The organism is Clostridium akagii DSM 12554 (assembly GCF_000686725.1).
Classification (GTDB): domain Bacteria; phylum Bacillota; class Clostridia; order Clostridiales; family Clostridiaceae; genus Clostridium_I; species Clostridium_I akagii.
In genome coordinates, this window is sequence record NZ_JMLK01000017.1 from 61,711 (window position 1) to 85,973 (window position 24,263).

The following is a 24,263-nucleotide window of genomic DNA, read 5'->3' on the forward strand; positions in this document are numbered from 1 at the left end:
AAAATAGATTACAATAGACAAAAAGAAGGAGTGGCTTTTTTGAACTCAAACGTAATAAATCAAGTGTTGATTTTATTTTTGACCATGTTCATAGGGATCTATGCAAAAAAAAACAATTATATCAATAAAGAAATAAATGATGGACTTAGTAAAATACTTTTAAACATAACTTTGCCATTGCTTATAATAAGTTCATTCAATACAAATTTTTCTAAGGACATGATGGTTAACGCTGAAAAAATCGTAATATATGGCTTAATAATACATATAGTCATAATAATTTTTTCTAAAATAGTGTATTTTAAATTACCACAGAGCAAAAAAGGCATTGCAAAGTTTGTAACATTGTTTGCAAATTCAGGATTTATGGGATACCCAGTTTTAAAAGGTATCTATGGAAGTGTGGGAGTATTTTACTGTTCTATTTTGGGGGTTGTTATAAATTTGTTTATGTTCAGCTATGGAATAATGGTTCTTAAGGAAGAAGGTACAGGAACATTTGGTGAACTTAAAAAAATAATATTTAACCCAGCAATAATAGCAACGATAATAGGAATTTTCATATTTATCTTAGGAATAAAAATACCCAATGTTATAGGATCAACAATAAATTCAGTGGGTTCAATGACTTCACCTTTGTCAATGATAATAGTTGGAGTAATGCTTGGAGAAACCAATATCAAGACAGCTTTTAGTGGTAAACTTGTATATATATTAACTTTTATAAGGCTTTTAGTGGTACCAATTATCATTATCTTCGTACTAAAGATTTTAGGAGCACCAGTTTTAATTATAAATATAATAGTTTTATTAGAAGCATTACCAGCAGCATCTAATACTGCAGTTTTAAGTTTTCAATATGGAGGAGATAATATTCTAGCGGTTAAAACAATATTTGTAAGCACGGTATTTTCCATAGTTACTATTCCACTAATTACAAAATTATTATTATAGATAAATTTGTCAATAATATTTAATGAAAAACATATTATCAATACATTACTTATTATACAAGCTAGCTAGGGATAATATATTTTTTGTGGTTTAAATAATACTCAGATAGGGGTCAAAATGATTAAAGAAAAATTAATTGATGAATTTTGTAGTTTAAGAGATAAAATAATTGAGAAACGATATGAGAGACTTGATAATTCTCAAATAAATGCAGTTATTAAAAGTGACAGAAACTGTATAGTAATTGCATGTCCTGGTGCAGGTAAAACTCAAGTTATAATAAATAGAGTAGATTATCTTTGTACTTTTGGGGAGGTATATGGAACTAAATGTGTTGATGATTGTATTGAGCAAAAACATATTGATGAACTTAAGTCATATTTAACTGAAGAATCTAGTGAGCTACCAGAAAAAATAAAAAGTTTCGCAGTTAAGAGGGAAAATATAATTATAATAACTTTTACTAAGGCTGCGGCAACTAATATGAAAAATAGGTATAAAAAATTATTTCCAGGAGGCAAAGAACCGTTTTTTGGAACTTTTCATGGATTATTTTATAAAATACTAAAAAGACACAAAAACTTTATTAATATTATTCAGGGTTATGAAACTAATAAGGTTGTTAAAAATGTATTGCTAATGTATATGGACGAAGTAAATAAAGACAAATTAAGAGAAGTAATAGGGGATATATCAAAATTCAAGACATCTAGATTATCTTTAGAAGAATTTAAGCCTTCAATTGAAGACGGGATATTCAAAAAATGTTTAGATGCTTATGAAGATTATAAGGAAGAAAAAAATTTAATGGATTTTGATGATTTACAGCTTCAATGCCTTGAGCTATTTACAAATAACGCCAATTTATTAGAAGGTTATAGAAGACTTTTTAAGTATATGCTTGTGGACGAATTTCAAGATTCAGATTCATTGCAAATAGACCTTTTGAAAATGTTGAATGGTGCAAATAGCTTATATGCAGTGGGTGATGAAGATCAATGTATTTATGGTTTTAGAGGCTCAAGACCAGAATGTATGGTGGATTTTCCGGAAATCTTTAATGGAGGGAAAAAAATATATCTAAGTAAGAACTATAGGAGTAAGTCAGATATTGTGAATATTTCTAAAAATCTTATAAGGAACAATGTTTTGAGAAATGAAAAGAAAATAGTTGGGAATAAAGTTGAAAAAGGAAATATTCATGTATTAAATAATGCTAATGAAAACACACAAGCAGAAGAGATATATATAAACATTGTTAAAATGAAAGAGATAAATCAAATTAATTATAGCGATTTTGTAATTCTTTATAGGACTAATGTGGAAAGTAGAAGTTTAATAGATAACTTTATAAGAAGAAAAGTACCATTTAAACTTTTGGATAAAGAATATAATTTTTTTGAACATTTTATTTGTAAGGATATACTAGCTTATCTAAGGCTATCCATTGATAATACAGATAAGGCCAGTTTTTTAAGAATAATAAACAAGCCCTTTAGGTATATTGGAAAGCTTAGTCTAGAAAAAGTCAGATCTAATGAATTTAAGGAGGACTTGTTTGAAGTCTTAAAAAATGTGGATGATCTGCCTATCTTTCAAATGAAATCCGTGGATAAGTTAAAAAAGGATATTCAGGGTTTAAATAAGAAGTCTTTAGGGTGGGCGATTCAAACTATAATCACTGAACTTGGATATAATGATTATATAAATGAATATTCACAAAAGTTTAAAAATGATATAAATGAATTGCTTCAAATTATTGAGGAGTTTAAGAAATCAGCAGAAGAATACAAAAATATAGTTTCGTTTTTATCTCACGTAGAAGAGGTTAGTGAAGAACTTAAGAATATTAAAAAAGATTCAACTAAGGATGCAGTAATACTGAGTACTATTCACGGGGTAAAAGGAATGGAATTTAAAAATGTTTTTATTATCAATTGCTGCGAAGAAACTATACCACATAAAAGTGGCATTGAAAAAAACTTAGAAGAAGAGAGAAGACTTTTTTATGTGGGCATAACTCGTGCAATCGATAATTTATGGCTAGGGATAAGTCGGGATATTCGTGGAAAAGCAAAGGAACCTTCAAGGTTTGTGGCTGAATGTGGACTTGAGTTTAACAACCCTTATACTGGGCAGTATAAGGTTGGAGAGATTGTAAAACATGAATCTTTTGGCAAGGGAAAGATAACTAAAATTGATTGCACGGTTGTTGAAATTGAATTTGATGCTGGTGTTAAAAGAAAGTTTGATCCCGTGGTACTAGGGAATAATAAGCTTATAGAAAAAGCCAAAGCGGCAGTTAAATGAAGGTAATTCTAAAAAATATCATATTATAATTATAAATAAAGAGGGTGAAATAATGGGATTACCATTTGGTAAAAAAATAAAAACGGGTAAAAAAACAACAGCTTCGGCAGCAAAGGAAACAAAAATCACACAAAATAAGAGGGAAGCTAGAACTCAAGCTGATAAAGAAAGTGTAAGAAGATATAACTATAAAACAGGAAAAGCAGAAATTAAAAAGGCATTTAAAACATGTTTCATTTTATTCTGCTTTATAGGATTTATAGATTATATTTCATTTAAGAGCGTATTATTATTATACATTATAGCTGGAATATTTATTGTTATTGGGCTAGGGCAAATTATAAATATATCTAAAAAATGGATTAGAGCTAATAAATTGGGGATATTAATAACAGATGATTTAGATATTGTAGAGGGAGCAAAAATTTTAAAATAAATATGGTGTAGATTAGTGTCACTTAAATTACTGATGAAATGATGTAAGGTACACTTAGATGTACTAATATATTTTTATGGTATGAGCCAATTTCAGTTGTGACTTTTTTATATATGTTGTAAATCCTCATCGGAAGCTATATACTACATTTATATAATATAAGACACTAAGTTACAGTGGAGGTGGCTACTATATGGTTGATAAAATAAAACCAATTTCAAGGGTGAGAAAAGCTTCTAAAGTAAGAAAAGTAAAATATAAGCTACATAATCCTAAAAATTTCAAAGATTTATTTTTTAAGGACATACTTTCTAGAGCCTATGATAAAAAAGTGAAACCAAAAGAAGTTATTAAAGAAGAAAAACTTAATAATAGTGATAACGATGATGATATTCATTTTATAGATACATTGTGTTAACTAAAAATAGATTTTAAAACTACTGATAATAAATTTTTATCAGCAGTTTTTTTATTTATATATATATAAATGTAGCTTGTATATGATTTTAACTAACCTTATGGAAGTTAGTGGTAAGGTTAGTTAGATTAAACTTCTTAAGGAAAGTTTAATTATAATAATAAAATTAAATACATAAGTTGGATTGCTGAAACTAGAAATGTTTTATATAATACACATAAGTTAGACTAAATTGAGGTGATTTAATGCATTTTTTGACTACTAGTGAAAAAATAAAAAAATTAAGAAATCAGTTATTCTTGAAACAGGAAGACTTGAAGGATGAAAAGGTTACTAGAGGGCTTATAAGTATGATTGAAACAGATAAAAGGGATTTATCACCTAAAGCAGCTTCCAAAATTGCTGACAAGTTTAATGAGAAGGCTGAAAAACTTAATATTGTTATTAATATAAATGAAGACTATTTGTTGCGTTCTCCAAAGGAAGATGCTGAAATATATTGTTTGAAAAAACTTAAAAATGCGAAAGTTAATAGAAATATTATTGATAGAGTTTTTAAAATATCAAAGCAGTTTGAACTTATAGAGGTTAGAGCTATAGGATATTTTAAGCTTGGTGAAATTTTTGAAAACGAAAAAGATTTTCTAGAAGCTTGTTTAAGTTATAACAAATCAATAGAAATATATAAAGATATAAATAAAAACAAAAAATTGGGATATATTCATTGGAAAATAGGAGAGTGCAAGGTAAAGATTATGAAATATGATAGTGCAATTGAACATTATCACACAAGCCAATATTATTGTTTAGCTTGTGGTGACACAAAAACCATGAAATTGTGTTTGTATTCTTTAGCAAATAGTTATAAAAAATTAAATAAAATAGATACGGCTTTGACAATTATTGAAGAATACCTAGGTGGTTGTGATGAAAATGATGACAAGCAATTATATATTGAGGTAAATTGCATTAAGGCTACTTGCTATGAAGCAATAGATGATTATGATACTGCTGCAGATATATATAATGTTTTGCTGGAAAAAATTTCAGATGATAAGGATGTTTTAGTAGGATATTTTTATAATAATTTAGGTTTGGATTATTTTTATAAAAATAATTTGAAACAAAGTATGTTTTATTTTGAAATGTCAGAAAAATTTAGATTTGATATTGATAAAACCAATTTAGCAGCTACACTTATAGAAAAATCAAATGTTTTTATAAAACAAAAGAAATACATAGAAGCTATTAAATCCATTGAATTAGGATTAACATATGCTAAAAATTATAATGACATGAAATACTTACTACGAGGTAATTATCTGTTAGCAAATATATATAATAAAAGCCATAATTATAAAAACTTAGAAAGAATTTATCTTGAAATCGTTTTATTGATAAAAGAAAATGGAGATAATAATCTTAACTCCATTTATAACAAATTAGCGATTTTATGCTTAGAGCAGGGAAAATTTAAGGAATGTAAGGAATATTTATTATTAGCAGAGGTTTTATATAAAAACGTATGCTAGGGGTAAAACTTATTAAAATCCTAAGAAACTTCTTCGTCTTGATCAAGAATTGTTTCAACGCTACTATTACTTTTGATCAAATTCCAGGAGTATACAATTAATAACAATACTAAAAAGCTAGCAGAAAATTTATACATAAAAGCATAATTGCTACGCTGAGCAACAAAACTTAGAAGCACAGAACCAACCGTATAAGCTAAATCCATTGAGGATAAAAAGGTGCCATTAGCGGCTCCTTTTCTGTTGTGAGGTGATCGATCAACTGCCCAGGCTTGCAGAGAAGGCTGAACTGCACCATAGCCAAGTCCATAGAATAATGAAGATAATATTAAAGTAGGAACTGAATGTACATAGGATAATATTATAAGACCTATAATCATTGAAATGGAACCAGGTATAATTATAACGGAATGACCCCTTTTGTCAAAAATTTTACCAATAACGGGTCTTGTTACTAGGATCATTGCAACATATCCAACAAAATAGACCCAAATATTTGTTATTTTAAGTTCTTTACCATACAGCATTATATAACTCATGATTCCACAAAGAGTAACTGTAAGCATGAAGCATAATAAAGAAGGTAAAGCGGCTTTTTCTTCAAATGAATCTTTTAATGAAAACTTTTTAGCGTCTTTATTAGTTATAGGATTCTTTTTCGGTATTTTAACACCGGTAAAACACAAACAGCCAATTACAACAAAAACTATGGACATAAGTGCAATATATTTGAAACTATATAAATTCATGATTATTATTGCTACTACGGGTGATAAAGCCATGGATATTATCATTGACAGAGAATAGTACCCCATGCCTTCTCCACGTTTATTTTCTGGTACAATATCAGAAAAAATTGCAGCAGCTCCAGTAGAAGCAAGACCCCAGCCTATTCCTTGAACAACTCGAACAACAATTATCGCATCTAAGGGAAGCCAAATGTAGGATAAGGTACTTGCACCAAGAATTACTGCTCCTACAAGAAGTAGAGGCCTAATTTCAATTTTATCCATAATACTGCCTGTAAACAGTCTTATTAGTAAAGAGGTAATAGAAAATGTACTTACTACAAGGCTTGCCTCAAGATTACTTCCTCCGGTTGCCTTAGCATATGCCGGCAAGGTTGGTGTCAGCATGTAAAAAGCTAAATATATAAATAAATTTGTTAATAACATAAAGATGTAACTTCTTGTCCATAATTTTGTTGTAACTATTGTATTTGTCATTTATATTTCTCCTTTTAGATCATCCTAAAGATGCAAATATGTTAATATATTTATTAAAAATATGGCTTATTGTAATTTGGTTATGTTTTCATTGATGTGCACGAGAACTTCTATGTATATGTTCAGTTTTTCAGGTGATATATCATTAAGTATATCTTTAAATATGTCTTCTAATAGTGGGGCAACTTTTTCTGCAAGGATTAAGCCTTTTTCTGTTATATGTATAGAAAAGGAACGCCTATCCTCAGAATTTGCATGTCGTTCTATTAAGGCTTTTCGCATAAGTATATCCAATATCCTTGTTAGGGTAGGTTGGTCCTTACCTGAAATTTCAGCTAGAACCTTTTGACTTATTTTGTTCTGTTTTGATAATTTAAGCAATACTACCCATTGTTCAGTAGTAAGATCAAATTTCTCCAATTTACTATTAACATAGTGTATGATTTTCTTGTTAGTTCTACTTGTTAAATTGCCGATAGATTCATCATAAGACTTAAACATATAATATACCTCACTAAATAAATTTGTGTAATAATAATTAGTACAACAACTAATTATACACACTATTTAATAATTTTTTCAATAGTTATAGTTAAAAATTTGATTAGTATTCTAATTTAGTAGTATTAGTAGTATTATTAATACAAGTGATAAATGCGAAGGAGATAGAAATATGAGGTTTGTTAATTATAAATACAATAAAAGAGAATATTTAGGAGTACTAATAGATGATAAGGTTATTGAATTAAATAAGATACTTGTTTCACTTGGAAAGGCAAGAGTGAATTCTATGAGTGAGTTTATAGGAATTTATAATGATGAAATCCAATATATTGAAAATAGTATAAAAGGAAAGGAATTTGAAACAATACCTTTGGTAGATGTAAAATTAAGTGCACCAATTGAAAGACCTCGTAGAAATGTATTTTGTTTAGGTAAAAACTATGTAGAACATGTAAAAGAAGTAGATAGTATGGGAGCTTCTGGTGATGGAATACCAAAGGCACCAATCTATTTTACTAAGGCTATAAATATATGCACAGGTGATATGGATGAAATAAGATTTTCAAAATCTGTTACTAAAAAAGTGGATTATGAGGCAGAACTTGCTGTAGTTATTGGAAAAGAAGGAATCAATATAAAACAAGAAGAAGCAGAGGATTATATTTTTGGATATACAATAATTAATGATGTATCTGCAAGAGATCTACAGGCTAGACATAGTCAATGGTTCAAAGGAAAGAGTTTAGATACTTTTTGCCCTATGGGACCAACAATTGTACATAAGCGTGAAATACCTTTTCCAGTTGAACTTAATATAGGCTCAAGTGTAAATGGTGAAGTAAGACAAAATTCAAATACAAAAAATCTAATATTTAATATTGCTTATATAATAAGCGATATATCTAAAGGCTTCACTATAAAACCGGGGGATATAATATCTACAGGTACACCAAGTGGTGTTGGAATAGGTTTTAAACCAGAAAAACTGTTGAAAAATGGTGATATTGTGGAATGTAATATAGAGAGAATTGGGAAACTAACAAATACAGTTGTAGTGGAATAAGTTATATTAATAATTATAATATAACTTTGTTGGGCTCATGTTCCTTAAAGAATATGGGCTCTTAGAATATAAAATAAAATAAAGAGGTATAAAAGTATGGTAGGTACAAATATTAATTCAGAGGAAATCGTATTTTCTTTAGATATAGGGACTCGTACAGTTATTGGCACTGTTGGAAGAGTAAGGGATAAAAGATTTCATGTTATCTCTGAAAAATTCACAGAACATGAAGAGAGAGCAATGATAGATGGGCAAATACATGATATCAGTTTAGTGGCAAAGGCCGTAAATAAGGTTAAAAGTGAAATAGAAGAGGAACTGGGATTTAAATTAGAAAAAGTAGCAATTGCTGCAGCAGGAAGGTTTTTAAGAACAACTACAGTAAAATCGGAAATAACTATTGATTCAGATAAAGAAATTGATAAAGAACTTATTAGAAGTCTTGAACTTACGGCAGTAAAACTGGCAGAAGAAGAAGTAAATAAGCAGACTACTGGAAAACTTTATTGTGTTGGTTATAGTGTTAAAAATTATTATCTTAATGGATATGCCATTTCTAATTTGCTAGGGCACAAAGGTCAAGATATTTCTTCTGAAGTAATTGCTACATTTCTACCAAGATCTGTTGTGGATAGTTTATATGCTGTTACAAAAAAAGTTGATCTTACAGTTACAAATTTAACATTAGAGCCAATAGCTGCAATGGAAGCTGCAATACCTCAAAACTTAAGACTATTAAATTTGGCACTTGTTGATATTGGAGCTGGAACTTCTGATATTGCTATTAGTAGTAATGAAACTATAAGTGCATATGGAATGGTCGCTATGGCTGGAGATGGTGTTACAGAGGCAATAGCACGGTCATGTCTTGTGGATTTTAACTCCGCTGAAAAGATTAAAAAGGAAATAACAATTAAAGAAGAAATTTGTTATATGGATGTACTAGGTATAGAAAATAAAGTCAATGTTAATGAAATAATAAAAGTGATAACTCCTGTAGTAGAAAAATTATCTCAAGAAATTGCTACTAAAATTATTGAGTTAAATGGTGGAAAAGCACCAAATGCAGTTTTTTTGGTAGGAGGGGGAGCACACACGCCACAACTAAAAGAGCGTATAGCGGAAAAACTTAACATACTACCACAAAGAATAGCTATAAAGGGTAGAGAATCAGTAACTGAATGTGTATGTCTTGATAACAATCTTGGAAGTACTGGGGTAACAGTTTTAGGAATAGCTTTAGTTGCCATAAAGAAATTTGGTGGGGATTTTATAGATGTATTTTTAAATAGTAGTGTTGTGAGCCTTTTTAACTCTAAAAAAAATTCAGTTATGGATGTTATAATGCAAGCAGGCATTAATCCTAAAGTACTTATTGGTAAAAATGGAAATAATATCAGATTCACATTAAATGGGTCAAAACGAGTGGCTTTTGGTAAAATTTCAAAGAGTGCCATAATAAGAATTAATGGAAACCTAGGTAGTATGGATTCTGAAATAAAAGAGAATGATAAAATCAAAATAGAATTTGCTGAAAATGGAGTGAATGCAGAACCATTAATAAAGGATTATATTAAAAATGTTTATTCTGTGGGATTTTATTTAGATGGACAGGTTAAAAATATAGAACCTATATTTTTAGTGAATGATAAAAAGAATGATATAAATTATAAAATAGCGGAGAATGATGAAATAAATACTTTATTGCCTAAAACCATAGGTGAATATAAACAATATGTAATCAATGATTTAAGCTCAGAATTTTACATAGAGGAAAAATTGCTTAAGGATAATTATATTATAAGTGAAGGTGACCAAATACATACAAATGTAAGGATAAGCGAAGAAGCTCATGATAGTATTGAAAATCATGTTAAGGATAATGAATCAGTGAATACAACTAATAAAAACAAGGTGAATGAAGATTTAAAGGTTGTAGATACTTCAGAAATAGAAGTTGTTGTTAATGATAAAATAGTAAGACTTAGTGGAAAAAAACAATATATATTTGTGGATATATTTAATTACATTGATTTTGACCTTACAAAGATAAAAGGGCTTATAGTACTAAAGCTTAATGGAGAAAATGCAGGATATAACAATAGTTTAAAAAATAGTGATATTATAGAAGTTAAGTGGCAGTGAAAATTAGAATGATTTAATGAGGAGTGGCTATTTTTGAATTTTTTAAATGAAGCAAATAAAATAAAGAATCAGCTTATTGATTTGAGGAGAGACTTTCATTCTCATCCAGAACTTGATTACGAACTTTTTAGAACAAATGAGAAGATTACAGATTTTCTAAAAAGAGAAGGTATAGAATATAGAATTACAGCAAAGACTGGAATATGTGCAATTATTCGAGGAGCAAAAAGTGGGAAAACTGTAGCTTTAAGAGCTGATATGGATGCACTTCCAATAAAAGATGAAAAAAAATGTGAATATTCTTCGGAAAATATTGGGAAAATGCATGCCTGTGGGCATGATGTTCATACAACAATACTTATGGGAGTTGCAAAAATATTAAGTGGTATAAAAAGTGAACTTAATGGAAATGTTAAACTTTTATTTGAGCCTGCAGAGGAAACAACAGGTGGTGCAAGACTTATGATAAAAGATGGAGTACTTAATAATCCAAATGTAGATGCAGTGATAGGATTACATGTGAATGAAAGTATAGATGTTGGACAAATTGGTATAAAGGAGGGGGTAGTTCATGCAGCATCAAATCCATTTACAATAAAGATAAATGGAAGAGGCGGTCATGGAGCTCATCCAGATACAACAGTAGACCCAATAGTTATCGCCTGTAATTTAGTTAATACTTTACAAACAATAATAAGTAGGGAACTTTCACCTACAGATCCAGGCGTTATAACAATAGGATATATTCACGGAGGTACAGCTCAAAATATAATACCAGAAGAGGTTACACTTGGAGGTATTATAAGGACAATGAAAACAGAGCAAAGGGAATATGTAAAAAAACGACTTACTGAGATAACAGAAGGCATTGTAAGCTCCATGAGAGGAAGATGTACTATAGAAATTGAAGAGAGTTATCCATGCCTTTATAATGATGATAGCATTTTAAAAATGGTTAAGGCTTCAGCAGAGAAAGTAATCGGTAAACAAAAAGTAAATATTCTTGAAAGTCCCAATATGGGAGTGGAAAGTTTTGCATATTTTTCACTTGAAAAACCATCGGCTTTCTATTTTTTAGGATGTAGAAATAAAAGTAAAGGTATAATAAATCCTGCACATGGAAGTTTGTTTGATGTTGACGAAGACTGTATTCCAATTGGGGTGGCTATTCAATGTGAAAGTACCATTAATATTTTAAAAAGCCTTAATACATCATCAAAAGAATAATGAATGGATATTATGGTCTATTTTATTTAAGATGTCTAATTGCAATTAACAATTGTATCGTAGTATAATGGTAGCTTGTTATAAATTATTAAGAGATATACGGCTTTTAGGCTTTATATAAATTATGGAGGAAAATATGAGAATCGTAATTGGACCAAATGAAGCAGGACAGAGAGTTGATAAGTTTATAAGGAAATGGCTAAAGGATGTTCCCTTGAGTGCTATCTTTAGATCCTTTCGAAAGGGAGATATTAAGGTAAATGGAAAAAAGACAAAAGAAAAATATTCTCTTGTAGAAGGAGATTTAGTAGAAACCTATGATATTAAATCAAAACCAGAAAAAAAAGTGTTTAAGCGAATAGATAATAATTTCAAAGTAACCTATGAAGATGATAATATGCTTCTTCTAGAAAAATGGCCAGGAGTTCTAGTGCATTCAAATGGTGAGAGCGAAGAACCAACACTTACGGATTATGTTTTGTCATATCTTTATGACAAGGGAGATTATGCACCTGAAAAAGAGGTTACATTTACACCGGCACCTTGTAACAGACTAGATAGAAATACTTCAGGAGTAGTTATATTTGGAAAGAATTTTGAAGCTATAAAACTATTAAATGAGATGATTAGGAAAAGAAGTATAAAAAAATATTATGTTGCACTTGTAAAGGGTAGAATTAAAGAAGGGTTATATGAAGGGTTTATATATAAGAATGAAGACACAAATATATCTAAGGTGTTTGACAAAGAAATGCCAGATACAAAGAGAATAGCCATGGATGTAAAAAATATTCAAAGTTGTGGAAGTTTCTCTCTAATAGAGATCGATCTTATTACAGGTAGAAGTCATCAATTAAGAGCTCATCTAAGCCACTTAGGGAATGCAATAGTAGGTGATAGTAAATATGGAGACAAGAAGTTAAACAGTTTCTTCAACAATAAATATGGTTTGAACTATCAATTTTTGTATGCATATAAGGTTATATTTAAAGATTGTCCAGAAAAATTCTCTTATTTAGAAAACAAAACCATAGCTGAAACACTTCCTCCAGTACTTAAAAAAATAAAAAACGATGTATTCAAATTCTAATAAATATATAGTAAGAGGTAAGTTATATGAAGGAACAGTCAACTACTAAAGGGTTTGCAATACTATCCATTGCTACCTTATTTATTAAAGTTTTATCTGCTGTTTATAATCCTTTTCTTGTTAAAATACTTGGAGGAGAAACTCCTTTTGGCATTTATAATGCAACCTATCAGATATATGTATTTATATATGTGCTTACAAATGCAGGCGTTCCAAGTGCAATAGCAAAAATTGTGTCGGAGTATGATGCAGTTGGAAATTATAGAAGTGCACTGAAAACCTTCAAAATGGCAAGATTTATACTTACTATTATTGGAGTTGTAATGGGTACGCTAATGTTTGTGATAGCAGGTCCAATTACAAACATTATTGGATTCCCAGAAGCAAAGTTCTCCGTAATGGCATTGGCACCTGCAGTTTTATTTACATCAATTGGGTCCGCTTACAGAGGGTATTTTCAAGGTAGAAGTAATATGAAACCAACTGCTATTTCTCAAGTGTTAGAACAAATATTAAATACAGTATTTTCACTTGGATTTGCAGCATTATTTATTAAAAGTGGAGTTATTCCTGGAATTGTTGGAGCCACAGTTGGTACAACACTTGGGGCATTAGCATCAGCCTTATTTTTAATAATAGTATATAAAAAAGAAAGACAAACTAAACCATCAACAAATCATATAAGACATACAAATAAGCAGATAATACATAAAATTGCAAAGTACAGTATCCCTATAACACTTAGTATTGGTCTTACAAATGTGGGTACCCTTTTTGATACTACTAATACTATTGGTAGGCTCAAAGTAGCGGGTTTAAATCATGTTTTAGCAGAAGGACTTAGTGGACGATATGCAATATTTATTACGCTAATAGGTGTACCAATTGCTATAATTTCTTCACTTGCAGTTAATGTTCTTCCAGCAATATCAAGATCTGTTGCACTTAAAGATAAAGTGATGGTAAGAAAAAAGATAAATTTTGCTTTAAGACTATGTTTTTTAATAGCAGTTCCTTCAGCTGTGGGACTTTCAGTTTTGAGTAAACCAATTTTTATGCTTTTGTACCCATCTCATATACAAGGATATAAAATTCTTGTATGGGGAGCAATAGTATTAGTATTTATGTCTATAGTCCAAATTCAGACAAGTATATTACAAGGACTTGGCAAAATATATACTGTTACTTTTTATGCTGTAATTGGTATTGCTATTAAGATAGCTATAAATTATATTCTTATAGCTAAACCTAAAATAAATATTTATGGAGCAATTATTGGAAGTATAGCAGGATTTTTAATTCCATTAATAATGAATTCAATATGTTTGCAGAAGTATTTGCGTGTTAAAATTAGATTATTACGCCATGCTTTTAAACCGTTAGTAGCATCCATATTTATGGGCGCGGTACTTTACGTAGTATATTCTTTAGTTAGCTTTACAATGGGACTAGTAATAAAGGGATATATTAATAATGCAGTGGCAACAATGATAGCTATGTTTGTTGGAATGCTAGCATATTTTTATGCTTTGTTTTTAACTAAGGGAATTACGAAAGATGATTTAGAAATAGTACCTCAAAGAATAAAAAAGCATATACCCAAAAGAATAATATCAAATTTAGACTAAATATTTTAAATAAAATAATAGCTTTCAAATATACTAAAGGTTAGCAAAAAATATTGAAAATATTTTTTGCTAACCTTCTTTTTAAAAATCTTATTTGAAAAGTGAATGTTTCACAGGTACAACTAATAACATATACAATGCAAAACCTAAAATTATAATAGATACACTTTTAAATATAAATAACGAAGAGGGTAGTATATTATTTAATATTCCAAGGAATAAAAATAATAATATTGCAAAAATCATATCTAGAAAAATATCGTCAAAATAAAAGCGTATACTACAAACTTTATTTATCTCATACATATTCAAAAAATATGATGTAGCACTAGTTATTAAAAGAGCTATGGTATAACCATAAATATTTATACTTGGGATTCCAGTCAAAATATATAGGAGTATAATTTCTTCTATAGAAACCAAAAATGAGTTCAATAATATTTTGGTCTGTTTTTCTAAACCGCTTAGTATTGAATAAGTTGAGGCAGCTGCATAAGTTATAGGTGCACAAAGTGAACTAGTAATTATGTATATACCTAGATCATTTCGGCCATAAAATAGCTTGCCCAAATTTTCTGGAATACATAGACTTATAATACTTGTAGAAATGCCAATATAAAAAGATAATTTAATAACTTGACTAATCCGTTGTTCCATGGAGTAATAATCTTTTTTATTAAGACTTTTTGATATGTCAGGAACTAAAACTGTTGACATTGACATTATCACAACCATTGGGAAAAAAGTGATATTAAAAGCCATTCCTGTAAATTTGCCAATCAGCGAAAGTGCAGTAGTATATGTGAATCCAGCAAATACAAGCCTTCGAGGTACTATTAAAGTTGATGCGGTATTTAAAAGTGAAGTAAGAAAACCATTTATGCAAAGTGGTACAGAAACTGTTAGTGTATTAAAAAGTAATTGGCTTTGGCTATCGCTTGCAGATGAAAATTGGGTGTATTTGCTCTTGTAGATAATATAAGCAGCATACAACATTAGAAGGCTTATAAGTTCTCCAAAGGTTAATGCGGCATATACAGCAGAAATGGTTTGTACCATATTATTAAGAAAAAAGATATTAACTATACCAACTACAACTGCAATTCTTATTGCTTTTTCTACTATATCTATATAAGCCGGTATCTTCGCCTTCGATATTCCGTAAAAGTAACCTTTAAAAACAGAAGATAATGCTATAAAAATAAGTGCAGGACATATCATTTCTATTGAATAAACAGTTCTACTATCCTTAATGAAATATAATGCTATTGAATTTGCATTAAAAAATATGGGAATAGATATAAATATTGACCAAAAGAGTTCGAATAATATAGTTGTGCGTATAAGTCTATGTATGTTTGAATAATCGTCGTTTCCAGCAAGTATTGCAGAACTCCGTGATACGGCAACTATTATTCCACCACAGGTAGCACAGGCAAATAGATCATATAGTGGCATTATTAGAGAGTATAGGCCTAAACCCTCTGCGCCAAGCTTATTGGAGAGTATTATAGAAAATACAAATCTTAAAATGCCTGTTGCTAGGTTGGAGACGGTTAAAATTAGTGTATCTTTATAAAATTTATCCAATTTCATTTAATGCTCCTAATTAATAGTATTCATAGGTAATGTTTATGAATAGGATTGTTTTAATATTCTATAATAATTTCAAATGTTAAAATTGATTAAATTTTCATATGGAATAGAATATAGAAGAAATTAATATATTTTTAACATAAATTTAATAAAGTATTGAAATTATTGCTGAAATTTGGTAAATTTAATGTGGGGAGTTTCAAAAATAGTATTATATTTAATGGAAGGATGACGTTGTATGTTTAATTCAGTAGTTGACAATAGTAGCAAATCTATATTTACGAGGAATTTGCTTAAAGTTAAGTTTGGATTTGCCATAAAGGAATGCGAAAAGTTAAAAGATTACGCAAAAAAAAATTCGGATTTAACTAGGGATGATTACAGGTATAGCTTATTCATAAGCTCAGAGGATGGAAAAAGTATAAAAGAAAAATATTTTATGTTTAAAGGTTCTCATTTAGATGGGAGACTAAAAGAATTAAAAAAATTCACCTATGAAGGTAACATGGCTAAACTTATTGAAGGTAAGATCAAATTGAAAACCATAGCAGTAGATGCATTCTCTAAAAATATGTTTATGTATGAATTTAGAGAAGATGACAGCTACATATATGGGAAGGCAATAAAGAAAATAAAGGATAAAAAATATTCTAGCATAGTATTTATGGTGACAAGAGAAGATATAAAAGTACATAAGAAAAATGTAAATTCTAAAATAGTATTTGAATACATAGATGATTTGATAAACAAATACGGATACTGAGATAAGTAGCTAGAAGTGGAAAGTTAAATAGGTGCTTTTTCATAGACAAGAAAAATTAGCAGAATGTAAGTAATTTGCGTAAATAAGTGTAATTACATTCTAAAACGTTTTCATAAGTTCACAAAGATTTATGGTCTAATACAAACTTTAAACTTATATTTTTAAACTCCCACTAGTGTGATATTATTAATAGGTGGGGGTGTAGAGTTATGGAAAAGTATAGATGCATGATTTGTGGAGCTGAAATAAATGAAAAAAACTTTAATTTTAATAGTGTTACATTCAAACAAAATAATGTACTTGAGCACATTATAAATTGTCCGTTTTGCGGAGTTACAGAACAATTTTTAAGTAAAGATAATAAAACAATGATAGTAAAAGGTAGCTTAGATGAAAAAACGTTAAAAATATTAGATCATGCTGTAAAATTAGAAATGTTTAATGGTGATTTTTATCTTAAAGCCGCAAAAAAGGCTAACAATGATAAAATAAAAGAATTATTTACAGCCTTAAGTACAGTAGAAATAATGCATGCAAAAATTCATTTTAAAATAGGTGGATTTAAAAATATGCCAAGGCTAACTGAAGTAAGTTATGATAAATATAAGGATGATAGATCCCTTTTAGAGCTAGCCAATATTAAGGAGAAACATGCAGTAAGTTTTTATGAGAAATATAAATATGAAATAAAAAATGATACCGTTTTTAGAATTTTTGAGGCTCTATGTAATGTGGAGAGGCAACACATAATTCTTACAATTATATAAATCATTGCATATCCTCTTATCTTTTTAATATAAATTAGGTAAGAGGATTTATAGTTGGAGGAAAACATGAAAAAAGTTTTTTTTATAGTTTGTATAGCTTTAGGTATAATATTCACAGTATTTCACATTGAAAACATATATAATAAGGATTATAAGATTGATATTAAAGCTTCGGCAAAAGAAAGTTCAATAATTTTAAAGGGACTTAAAGATTCTAAAGATTTTGCATGGGATGACATGGGAGGTTTTTACATAGCTTTTAGTAACAGGATTCAATATGTTGATAATAATGGACTGAGTTATGATATAATAAATGATAACAATTTGAATATTTATAGCATTGAATATTATATGAATAATATTTATTATTCATCGAATAACGGTATATATTTATATAATATAAAACAAAAAACCACAGAAAAATTAATTGACAATATACCTAATTATGGTGACTATAAAGATGTTAAAATAAAAATAAAAAATCACATGCTTTATGCTTCTATTGGTTCAGCCACAAATTCTGGCGTTGTTGGTAAAGATAACCTATGGCTTGAAAATAATCCGTTTATTTATGATATGTCACCACAATCAATAACACTAAAAGGAAAAAATTTTGGAGTTAATAAGACTGGCGCTTTTACACCTTATAATACCAGTAATATAAAAGGACAAATTGTATCAGGACATTTTCCCGGTAATTCATCAATAATTATATATAATTTAAAGACAAAAGCCGCAGAAACCTATGCATATGGAATAAGAAACATTAAAGGAATGGATTTTAATAGCCAAGGAAAGCTTGTTGCCACAGTTGGTGGAATGGAGAATAGAGGGCTTAGACCTATAATTGGAGATTCTGATTATATATTTTATGTAGAACAAGGTAAGTGGTATGGGTTTCCAGACTACAGCGGCGGAGATCCTATTGATTCTCCTAGGTTTAGTGGAAAAGGTGGCCAGAAGGTTAATTTTATATTGGATAAACATCCAACAACTAATCCTTCAGCACCAATATATCAAAGTAAATGGGTTTCATCTCTTACCGATCTTGCAGTTGATAAAACTGGAGCTATTGGCATGAAAGATAGTATATATTTTTATGATACAAAAGAAAATTCAATATATTTTTTTAATAAAGATTCAGCAGGTAAAGTCTTTACTAGTTTTAAGAACAAAGCTAATATAGTAAGTATGAAGTTTTACGATAATAAATTAACCTTACTAGATTCAGAAGATGGTATTTTAGTTTCAATTGCAAATAACAGTGGAATAGATAAAAAATTTCCTGTAAATAATATAATGATATATGTGTTGTTTTTTGGAGTAACAATATGTATAGTATTTATACTTGTATTTGAGAAAATAAAATAATAAAACTGGGTGATAATATGGAAAAGACCGTGGAAAAACATTATGGCAATGCAGTTAGGAGCGTTATGTCGAGGGTGAATCCAATAAAAAAATTGCTTATAAAGACATACTGCACTGTCCATAAATATATAAATATTAGAGGTATGGAAATAATAAAAGAAGAGGGGCATGAAGAAGAATATAGATTTTTTTTGAAATATGTTACTGAGTTAAATAGAGGAGTAGCATACGCTGATCAAGACTTCAAAAGCACAAATCATTTTTATCACTATTCAGAACAAAAGGGACTATATGGATTTTCAAATGCATTATTGGAATGCAAAAAATATTATAACATGGCGATAAATTATGCTAAGGCAGGAGACATCTCAAAATCTGTGTTTTATTTTGGTGCAGCCTGTCATTTAATTCAAGATGCTACAGTACCACACCATGTAAACAATAAGCTTTTAAAAAGCCATAGAGCTTTTGAACAGTGGATTTTAAAAAAATTAGTTGGTGGGTATCCTTTTGAAATGGCAGAGGAGAGCAAAAGATATAAAACTATAGATGAATATATAAAATCAAATGCTATTATGTCAAATAATGCCTATGTAAAATTTAAAAATATAAAGAATATAGAAATAAATTATAGTAAAATATCAAATATTATTATACAAGAAGCAGAAAGCACTACAGCAGGTTTTATGTTGGATTTTTACGAAGATATATTACAAAACACACAGATATTAGTAAAATTTAGAACAAATATATAAAATAATACAGGCGATAATTTTTCCAATAATTGGAGGGATTGTCGCTTTTCTAAAGAATTAATATAGTATGAGGTGAGATATATGAGTAAAGAAATATTTATAAATCTTGAAAAGGAAGCATTTTTAGGCAATGTACTTGATATAGGCATAGAAAATCATGGGATAGTGTATGAACTTTGTAAGGAAACGGATGATAATTTAACAATTGATTATATAAGTGGAGAAAAAGATAAAGCAAGAATAGAAAAAAATTATTTTGATAGTTGTGTAATTTTCTTTTCTTTATTTGAAATTGTTAGTGCCTATGGAAAAAATAATCTAATGAAAGATATAGTTAGTTTTTTAAAAAATAAAGGTACACTTTACCTATGGGATGTGGACAAGCCACGATTTAAAAGCATTTTTATTAAGCTAAAAGTCGTGGTACCAAAACAGGGATTTAAGCAGGTTAAAATAAAGGCAAGAAATCCTTTAACAGATGCTTCATGCAGAACAACTTGTAAAATATTAAAACAATATTTCGATATAATTGATTTAAAACAGTCAGATAATATATACTATATAAAGGCACAAAAGAAAGGGAGTTTTTTACGTGAAGATATTGCTGATGGCCATTAATTCAAAATATATACATAGTAATTTGGCTGTAAGGTATTTAAAAGCATTTACAAAGGATTTGGATTTTGAATGTAGCATAAAAGAGTTTTCTATAAATGATAGAATTGAAAAGATATTTGAAAATATAATGGAGGGCAAGCCAGATATAGTAGCATTTTCTTGTTATATTTGGAATATAGAATATGTAGTTAAGCTTGCGACTCTAATAAAAACTTTAGACAACAACATAGAAGTGCTTTTTGGAGGACCAGAAGTTTCTTATGATGGAGAAAAATTTTTATCAGAAAATCCAGGAGAGTATCTCATTAAAGAAGAAGGTGAAGAAACCTTTAGAGAATTTGTACAGTGGAAAATTAGTAATGAACCATTTAGTGCAGGAGAAATAAAAGGTTTATATTCGAAAAATGGAGAAAAAATAAGTTTTGGTGGAACAAGAGAGCCTATGGATTTAAATAAAACTGTTTTTCCATATGAAAAAGATGACGATTTGTCAAATAAAATTGTTTATTATGAAAGTAGCCGTGGATGTCCTTTTAAATGTAAATATTGTCTTTCGTCAACAACTAGTGGTGTAAGATTTATGGATGCGGAAAGAACAAAAGGAGAGTTACAATTTTTTATTGATAAAGGTGTGAAATTAATTAAATTTGTGGATAGAACCTTTAATTGTAATCATAAGTTTTCTATGGATATATGGAATTTTTTAATTCATGCAAGTACTGATGCAACTTTTCACTTCGAAATATCCGCAGATATACTTATTGATGATGAAATAGAATTATTAAAGACAGCACCAAAAGGTAGAATTCAGCTAGAAGTTGGAGTCCAGACGACTAACGATGATATTTTAAAGAATATTAATAGAAACGTAAAATTTGAAGACATTAAAGATAAGGTGGTAAAGGTGGAGACTAACAGAAATGTGAAGCAACATCTTGATTTAATTGGAGGGCTTCCAGGTGAAACCTTTTATCAATTTAAAAAATCTTTTAATGATGTGTACTCAATAGCTCCTGAAGAGATTCAAATGGGGTTTTTAAAACTTCTTAAGGGTTCTTCAATGATAAGCGAAACTGAAAAATGGGGTATGATATACTCACCATATCCACCTTATGAGATACTAAGTACTAATAGTATAAGCTATGATGAGATTTTAAAACTTAAGAAAATAGAAGAAGTGGTGGACAAATACTATAATTCTCAAAAGTTTGGAAATATACTAAAATACTTTGCTACGAAATTTAAGAGCCCCTTTGACTTTTATTTTAAGCTAGGCACTTATTTTAAGGATAGAGGATACTTGGATAGAAAAATCTCTTCCTCAGAATACTATAAGGTATTTATAGATTTTACTAAAGATGTATTAAAAGAAGATAGTGAAATTTTAGGGGAAATAATTAAATTTGATTATCTAAAATTTAATAAAAAGAAATGGTTGCCCACATTTCTAAATAGAATTGTGGAAAAGAAACTGCAAAAGGAAATAAGAGATAATATAAAAAAAGAAAATTTCAAGGATTTTCATATAGAAAGATTTGATATAAATATTTTAAAGTATGAAAAATATGGAGAAATTATTCATGAAATAAAATATGTGATTTTTGATGAAAAGAATCCAGAAAACATTTTTTATTATGAATAGAAAATATTAAAGAAATAACAAGTCATTAAGGAGTCTATCTTTATGTAACAACTAAACTTATGCAGCAAATCTATGAGGTGGGGATATGATTAATCAGGATAAAAATAAATTGATATTTTTTGATATTGGAGGAACCTTAATTGGTTCTCCTAATCTATTCAATTTTATTGCAAGTAAATATAATGAAAATAACACAGAGGAAATAAAGGATTTAATAATAAAAAAATATGAAAACCTTTATGGAAATAAAGATGAAAAACAGTTTTTAAGTGTTAAAGAAATACTAGAATTAATACTAAAAGAAATATCAGAAGAAGAAGGACTAAAAGATTTAAGTGATTTTGCACATGATTATTATGAGCAATTTTATTCAAAAAAAGCATATCTATATGATGATGTAATATATTCACTTAATGAATTAAAAAGAAGAGGAATAAAATTAATAGTATTTAGTGACTCGGATTCAGACATACTAATTGGTGAGCTAAAGAGATTAGATATATATGAATATTTTGATGATTTTATTATATCAGGAGATATTGGAGCATATAAGCCTGCAGATAAGATAATTAATAAAGCCTTGGAGTACTTTAATAAGGAACTAAATGCCATATATATGGTTGGAAATTCAGATATGGATATATTAAGTGCGGAAAAAATGAAAGCTAAATCAGTTATTATAAACAGAAATAACAAAAAGATAAACTATAAATGTGATTACACCATCAGCTCACTAATGGAGCTATTAACTATAATTTAAAAAACAATAACAAAAATAAGTGACAAGTGAAACAAAATTTGACTTTAAGCTTGTCACTTGTCACTTGTCACTAAAAATAGTTTCGTGTAAGTGGAAAATTCAGTATGCTATTTAATTCTTCATAGGGTATTTTAATAACGGCTATTTCAGAAGACGTTGGAGCAATTTCATTGAAACCAAAAAATAAATTAAGATTGTTATTATCTAAGTAGTAAGGATGATCAGGGGTAATTCCTTTGAAATTTGATGTTGTATTAGAGGGATATTTTAATGTATCTGCTTTAATTTGCTTTAAGCTTTCTTTATTAAGAAAAGAAATGTAGTCTGTACCTGGTTTAAAAAGAGATTTCAAAGGTAATGGTTTACCAGTTGTTAAATCATAGTTATAAGAAGTTCTAATATAACTGCTCCTTCCATTGATTAGTTCTTGAAATATTAAGGATATACTAAAAATACCATTCTTATTATAGGTTAATATATAATTATTAGAAATTGTCCAGGGTTTATAATTAATCACCATATTCTTTTTATCTTTTGAATTTTCTTCAGCAGAAGATTCAAATTGATTCTTAAATTCCAAGATATCATTTCTAATATTTGTATTTATGCTATTTAAAATTTCTGAATTGATATTTCCTTGCAATACAGGAATTCTTAAATATTCATGTATGTTTGAGTCCTCTTTATTAATCTCATCAGTAATAACATTTAAATTATTTAAATTTTGTCTATATAAATTTTGCATAATACGTGGGCATATTCCACAAAAATAATACAAAGATGAACACCTCCCTCAATCTAATAATTAGAATATGTTATACTAATAAAAACGTTACTAAGAGGGAAATACAAGGCGAGAGGAGAAAAATTATGAGATATGAAAAATCATGTGGAGCTGTTGTATATAAAATTGAAAATGGAATACAATTATATTTATCAATAAAAAGTAAAAGAGATGGTCATTGGGGTTTTGCAAAGGGGCATGTTGAGCAAGGAGAAACAGAACTTGAAACCGCTACAAGAGAGGTTTTAGAGGAAACTAATATTAAAGTAAATATATTGGAAGGCTTTAGAGTTACAAAAGAATATGCACCAAATGAAAATATCCATAAAATGGTGGTATTTTTTATTGGAAATTCAGAGAATTATACTGTAAAGATACAAGAAGAGGAAGTTGAAGACTTCAAAATATCAACATATAAAGATATATATCAGCTGCTTACTTACGAAAGTGATAAAGATGTTTTAAAAAAAGCCAATGAATATTTATTAAAATTAGACATATAATTTACTAGAAAGAGTTTAAACTTAAAAAAAAATGTGGTATAATATGGTAATTAAAGAAAATGAACCGCATCATTATAGGATGAGTAATTGTTTCTATCTAAGGTCATTTTGTGTATTAAGCTAATTGTAAGTTTCTGTTATCTGTCGTATGTATTATATTCTATTTTAGTT

At 28.7% G+C, this 24,263-nt stretch carries 22 protein-coding genes; 18 read left to right on the top strand and 4 right to left on the bottom strand.

The annotated features are described in order from the left end of the window. Nucleotides 1–30 precede the first annotated feature (30 nt). From BR66_RS0110370 to BR66_RS0110390, 5 genes are all read left to right on the top strand, one after another. Nucleotides 31–954, top strand: coding sequence for an AEC family transporter (locus BR66_RS0110370; protein ID WP_242841142.1), 924 nt, complete (start codon nucleotides 31–33; stop codon nucleotides 952–954). 117 nt (nucleotides 955–1,071) lie between these two features. Beyond that, nucleotides 1,072–3,264 carry an ATP-dependent helicase gene (locus BR66_RS0110375; RefSeq protein WP_026882882.1) on the top strand — a complete coding sequence of 731 codons (2,193 nt, stop codon included), beginning with the start codon at nucleotides 1,072–1,074 and terminating at the stop codon, nucleotides 3,262–3,264. 52 nt (nucleotides 3,265–3,316) lie between these two features. Then, nucleotides 3,317–3,700, top strand: a complete 384-nt coding sequence (locus tag BR66_RS0110380; RefSeq protein ID WP_026882883.1) for a hypothetical protein — start codon at nucleotides 3,317–3,319, stop codon at nucleotides 3,698–3,700. Between the two features lie 193 nt (nucleotides 3,701–3,893). Next, nucleotides 3,894–4,118: a hypothetical protein gene (locus BR66_RS0110385; RefSeq protein ID WP_026882884.1), complete on the top strand. Its 225-nt coding sequence runs from the start codon at nucleotides 3,894–3,896 to the stop codon at nucleotides 4,116–4,118. A 245-nt stretch (nucleotides 4,119–4,363) separates the two neighbouring features. Continuing rightward, the gene (locus tag BR66_RS0110390) at nucleotides 4,364–5,650 is read left to right on the top strand and encodes a helix-turn-helix domain-containing protein (protein WP_026882885.1); all 1,287 of its coding nucleotides are present in this window, start codon (nucleotides 4,364–4,366) and stop codon (nucleotides 5,648–5,650) included. Nucleotides 5,651–5,670: 20 nt separating this feature from the next. Here the strand turns inward: BR66_RS0110390 and BR66_RS0110395 are convergent, their stop codons facing one another. Together BR66_RS0110395 and BR66_RS0110400 are read right to left on the bottom strand one after the other, a co-directional pair. After that, entirely contained in the window at nucleotides 5,671–6,876 is a 1,206-nt protein-coding gene (locus BR66_RS0110395; protein WP_026882886.1) for an MFS transporter, read from the bottom strand. 66 nt (nucleotides 6,877–6,942) lie between these two features. Beyond that, on the bottom strand, nucleotides 6,943–7,377 hold the full coding sequence (locus tag BR66_RS0110400) for a MarR family winged helix-turn-helix transcriptional regulator (protein ID WP_026882887.1): 435 nt from the start codon (nucleotides 7,375–7,377) through the stop codon (nucleotides 6,943–6,945). A 172-nt stretch (nucleotides 7,378–7,549) separates the two neighbouring features. Here BR66_RS0110400 and BR66_RS0110405 point away from each other — a divergent pair, with 172 nt between their 5' ends. The 5 genes from BR66_RS0110405 (at nucleotide 7,550) to BR66_RS0110425 (ending at nucleotide 14,533) form a co-directional block, all read left to right on the top strand. Continuing rightward, on the top strand, nucleotides 7,550–8,443 hold the full coding sequence (locus BR66_RS0110405; RefSeq protein WP_026882888.1) for a fumarylacetoacetate hydrolase family protein: 894 nt from the start codon (nucleotides 7,550–7,552) through the stop codon (nucleotides 8,441–8,443). A 96-nt stretch (nucleotides 8,444–8,539) separates the two neighbouring features. Continuing rightward, nucleotides 8,540–10,588: a cell division protein FtsA gene (locus BR66_RS0110410; RefSeq protein ID WP_026882889.1), complete on the top strand. Its 2,049-nt coding sequence runs from the start codon at nucleotides 8,540–8,542 to the stop codon at nucleotides 10,586–10,588. Between the two features lie 33 nt (nucleotides 10,589–10,621). Continuing rightward, nucleotides 10,622–11,815, top strand: a complete 1,194-nt coding sequence (locus BR66_RS0110415) for a M20 metallopeptidase family protein (RefSeq protein ID WP_026882890.1) — start codon at nucleotides 10,622–10,624, stop codon at nucleotides 11,813–11,815. 136 nt (nucleotides 11,816–11,951) lie between these two features. Beyond that, entirely contained in the window at nucleotides 11,952–12,905 is a 954-nt protein-coding gene (locus BR66_RS0110420; protein ID WP_026882891.1) for an RluA family pseudouridine synthase, read from the top strand. A 26-nt stretch (nucleotides 12,906–12,931) separates the two neighbouring features. Further along, the gene (locus tag BR66_RS0110425; RefSeq protein ID WP_026882892.1) at nucleotides 12,932–14,533 is read left to right on the top strand and encodes a putative polysaccharide biosynthesis protein; all 1,602 of its coding nucleotides are present in this window, start codon (nucleotides 12,932–12,934) and stop codon (nucleotides 14,531–14,533) included. 90 nt (nucleotides 14,534–14,623) lie between these two features. On the opposite strand, the gene spoVB is transcribed toward BR66_RS0110425, so the two are convergent. Then, entirely contained in the window at nucleotides 14,624–16,129 is a 1,506-nt protein-coding gene (spoVB, locus tag BR66_RS0110430) for a stage V sporulation protein B (protein WP_026882893.1), read from the bottom strand. Between the two features lie 238 nt (nucleotides 16,130–16,367). Between spoVB and BR66_RS0110435 the strand changes: the two genes are divergently transcribed. From BR66_RS0110435 to BR66_RS0110465, 7 genes are all read left to right on the top strand, one after another. Then, nucleotides 16,368–16,892, top strand: a complete 525-nt coding sequence (locus tag BR66_RS0110435) for a hypothetical protein (protein ID WP_026882894.1) — start codon at nucleotides 16,368–16,370, stop codon at nucleotides 16,890–16,892. Between the two features lie 209 nt (nucleotides 16,893–17,101). Next, complete coding sequence (locus BR66_RS0110440; RefSeq protein ID WP_026882895.1) at nucleotides 17,102–17,659, top strand: ferritin family protein; 558 nt, start codon at nucleotides 17,102–17,104, stop codon at nucleotides 17,657–17,659. Nucleotides 17,660–17,725: 66 nt separating this feature from the next. After that, nucleotides 17,726–19,030, top strand: a complete 1,305-nt coding sequence (locus tag BR66_RS0110445) for a PQQ-dependent sugar dehydrogenase family protein (protein ID WP_026882896.1) — start codon at nucleotides 17,726–17,728, stop codon at nucleotides 19,028–19,030. A 17-nt stretch (nucleotides 19,031–19,047) separates the two neighbouring features. Then, entirely contained in the window at nucleotides 19,048–19,785 is a 738-nt protein-coding gene (locus BR66_RS0110450; protein WP_026882897.1) for a zinc dependent phospholipase C family protein, read from the top strand. A gap of 81 nt (nucleotides 19,786–19,866) precedes the next feature. Beyond that, on the top strand, nucleotides 19,867–20,403 hold the full coding sequence (locus BR66_RS0110455; protein ID WP_026882898.1) for a hypothetical protein: 537 nt from the start codon (nucleotides 19,867–19,869) through the stop codon (nucleotides 20,401–20,403). Continuing rightward, nucleotides 20,378–22,045 carry a B12-binding domain-containing radical SAM protein gene (locus BR66_RS0110460; protein ID WP_026882899.1) on the top strand — a complete coding sequence of 556 codons (1,668 nt, stop codon included), beginning with the start codon at nucleotides 20,378–20,380 and terminating at the stop codon, nucleotides 22,043–22,045. The genes BR66_RS0110455 and BR66_RS0110460 overlap by 26 nt, the downstream gene beginning before the upstream one ends. 85 nt (nucleotides 22,046–22,130) lie before the next feature. After that, on the top strand, nucleotides 22,131–22,805 hold the full coding sequence (locus BR66_RS0110465) for an HAD family hydrolase (RefSeq protein WP_026882900.1): 675 nt from the start codon (nucleotides 22,131–22,133) through the stop codon (nucleotides 22,803–22,805). Nucleotides 22,806–22,875: 70 nt separating this feature from the next. Here BR66_RS0110465 and BR66_RS23595 read toward each other — a convergent pair whose 3' ends face one another. Next, nucleotides 22,876–23,583, bottom strand: coding sequence for a DUF3298 and DUF4163 domain-containing protein (locus tag BR66_RS23595; protein ID WP_035795988.1), 708 nt, complete (start codon nucleotides 23,581–23,583; stop codon nucleotides 22,876–22,878). A gap of 92 nt (nucleotides 23,584–23,675) precedes the next feature. On the opposite strand from BR66_RS23595, the gene BR66_RS0110475 reads away from it, so the two are divergent. Then, a complete protein-coding gene (locus BR66_RS0110475) occupies nucleotides 23,676–24,092 on the top strand; it encodes a bis(5'-nucleosyl)-tetraphosphatase (protein WP_026882901.1) in 417 nt (138 codons plus the stop codon). Nucleotides 24,093–24,263 lie beyond the last annotated feature (171 nt).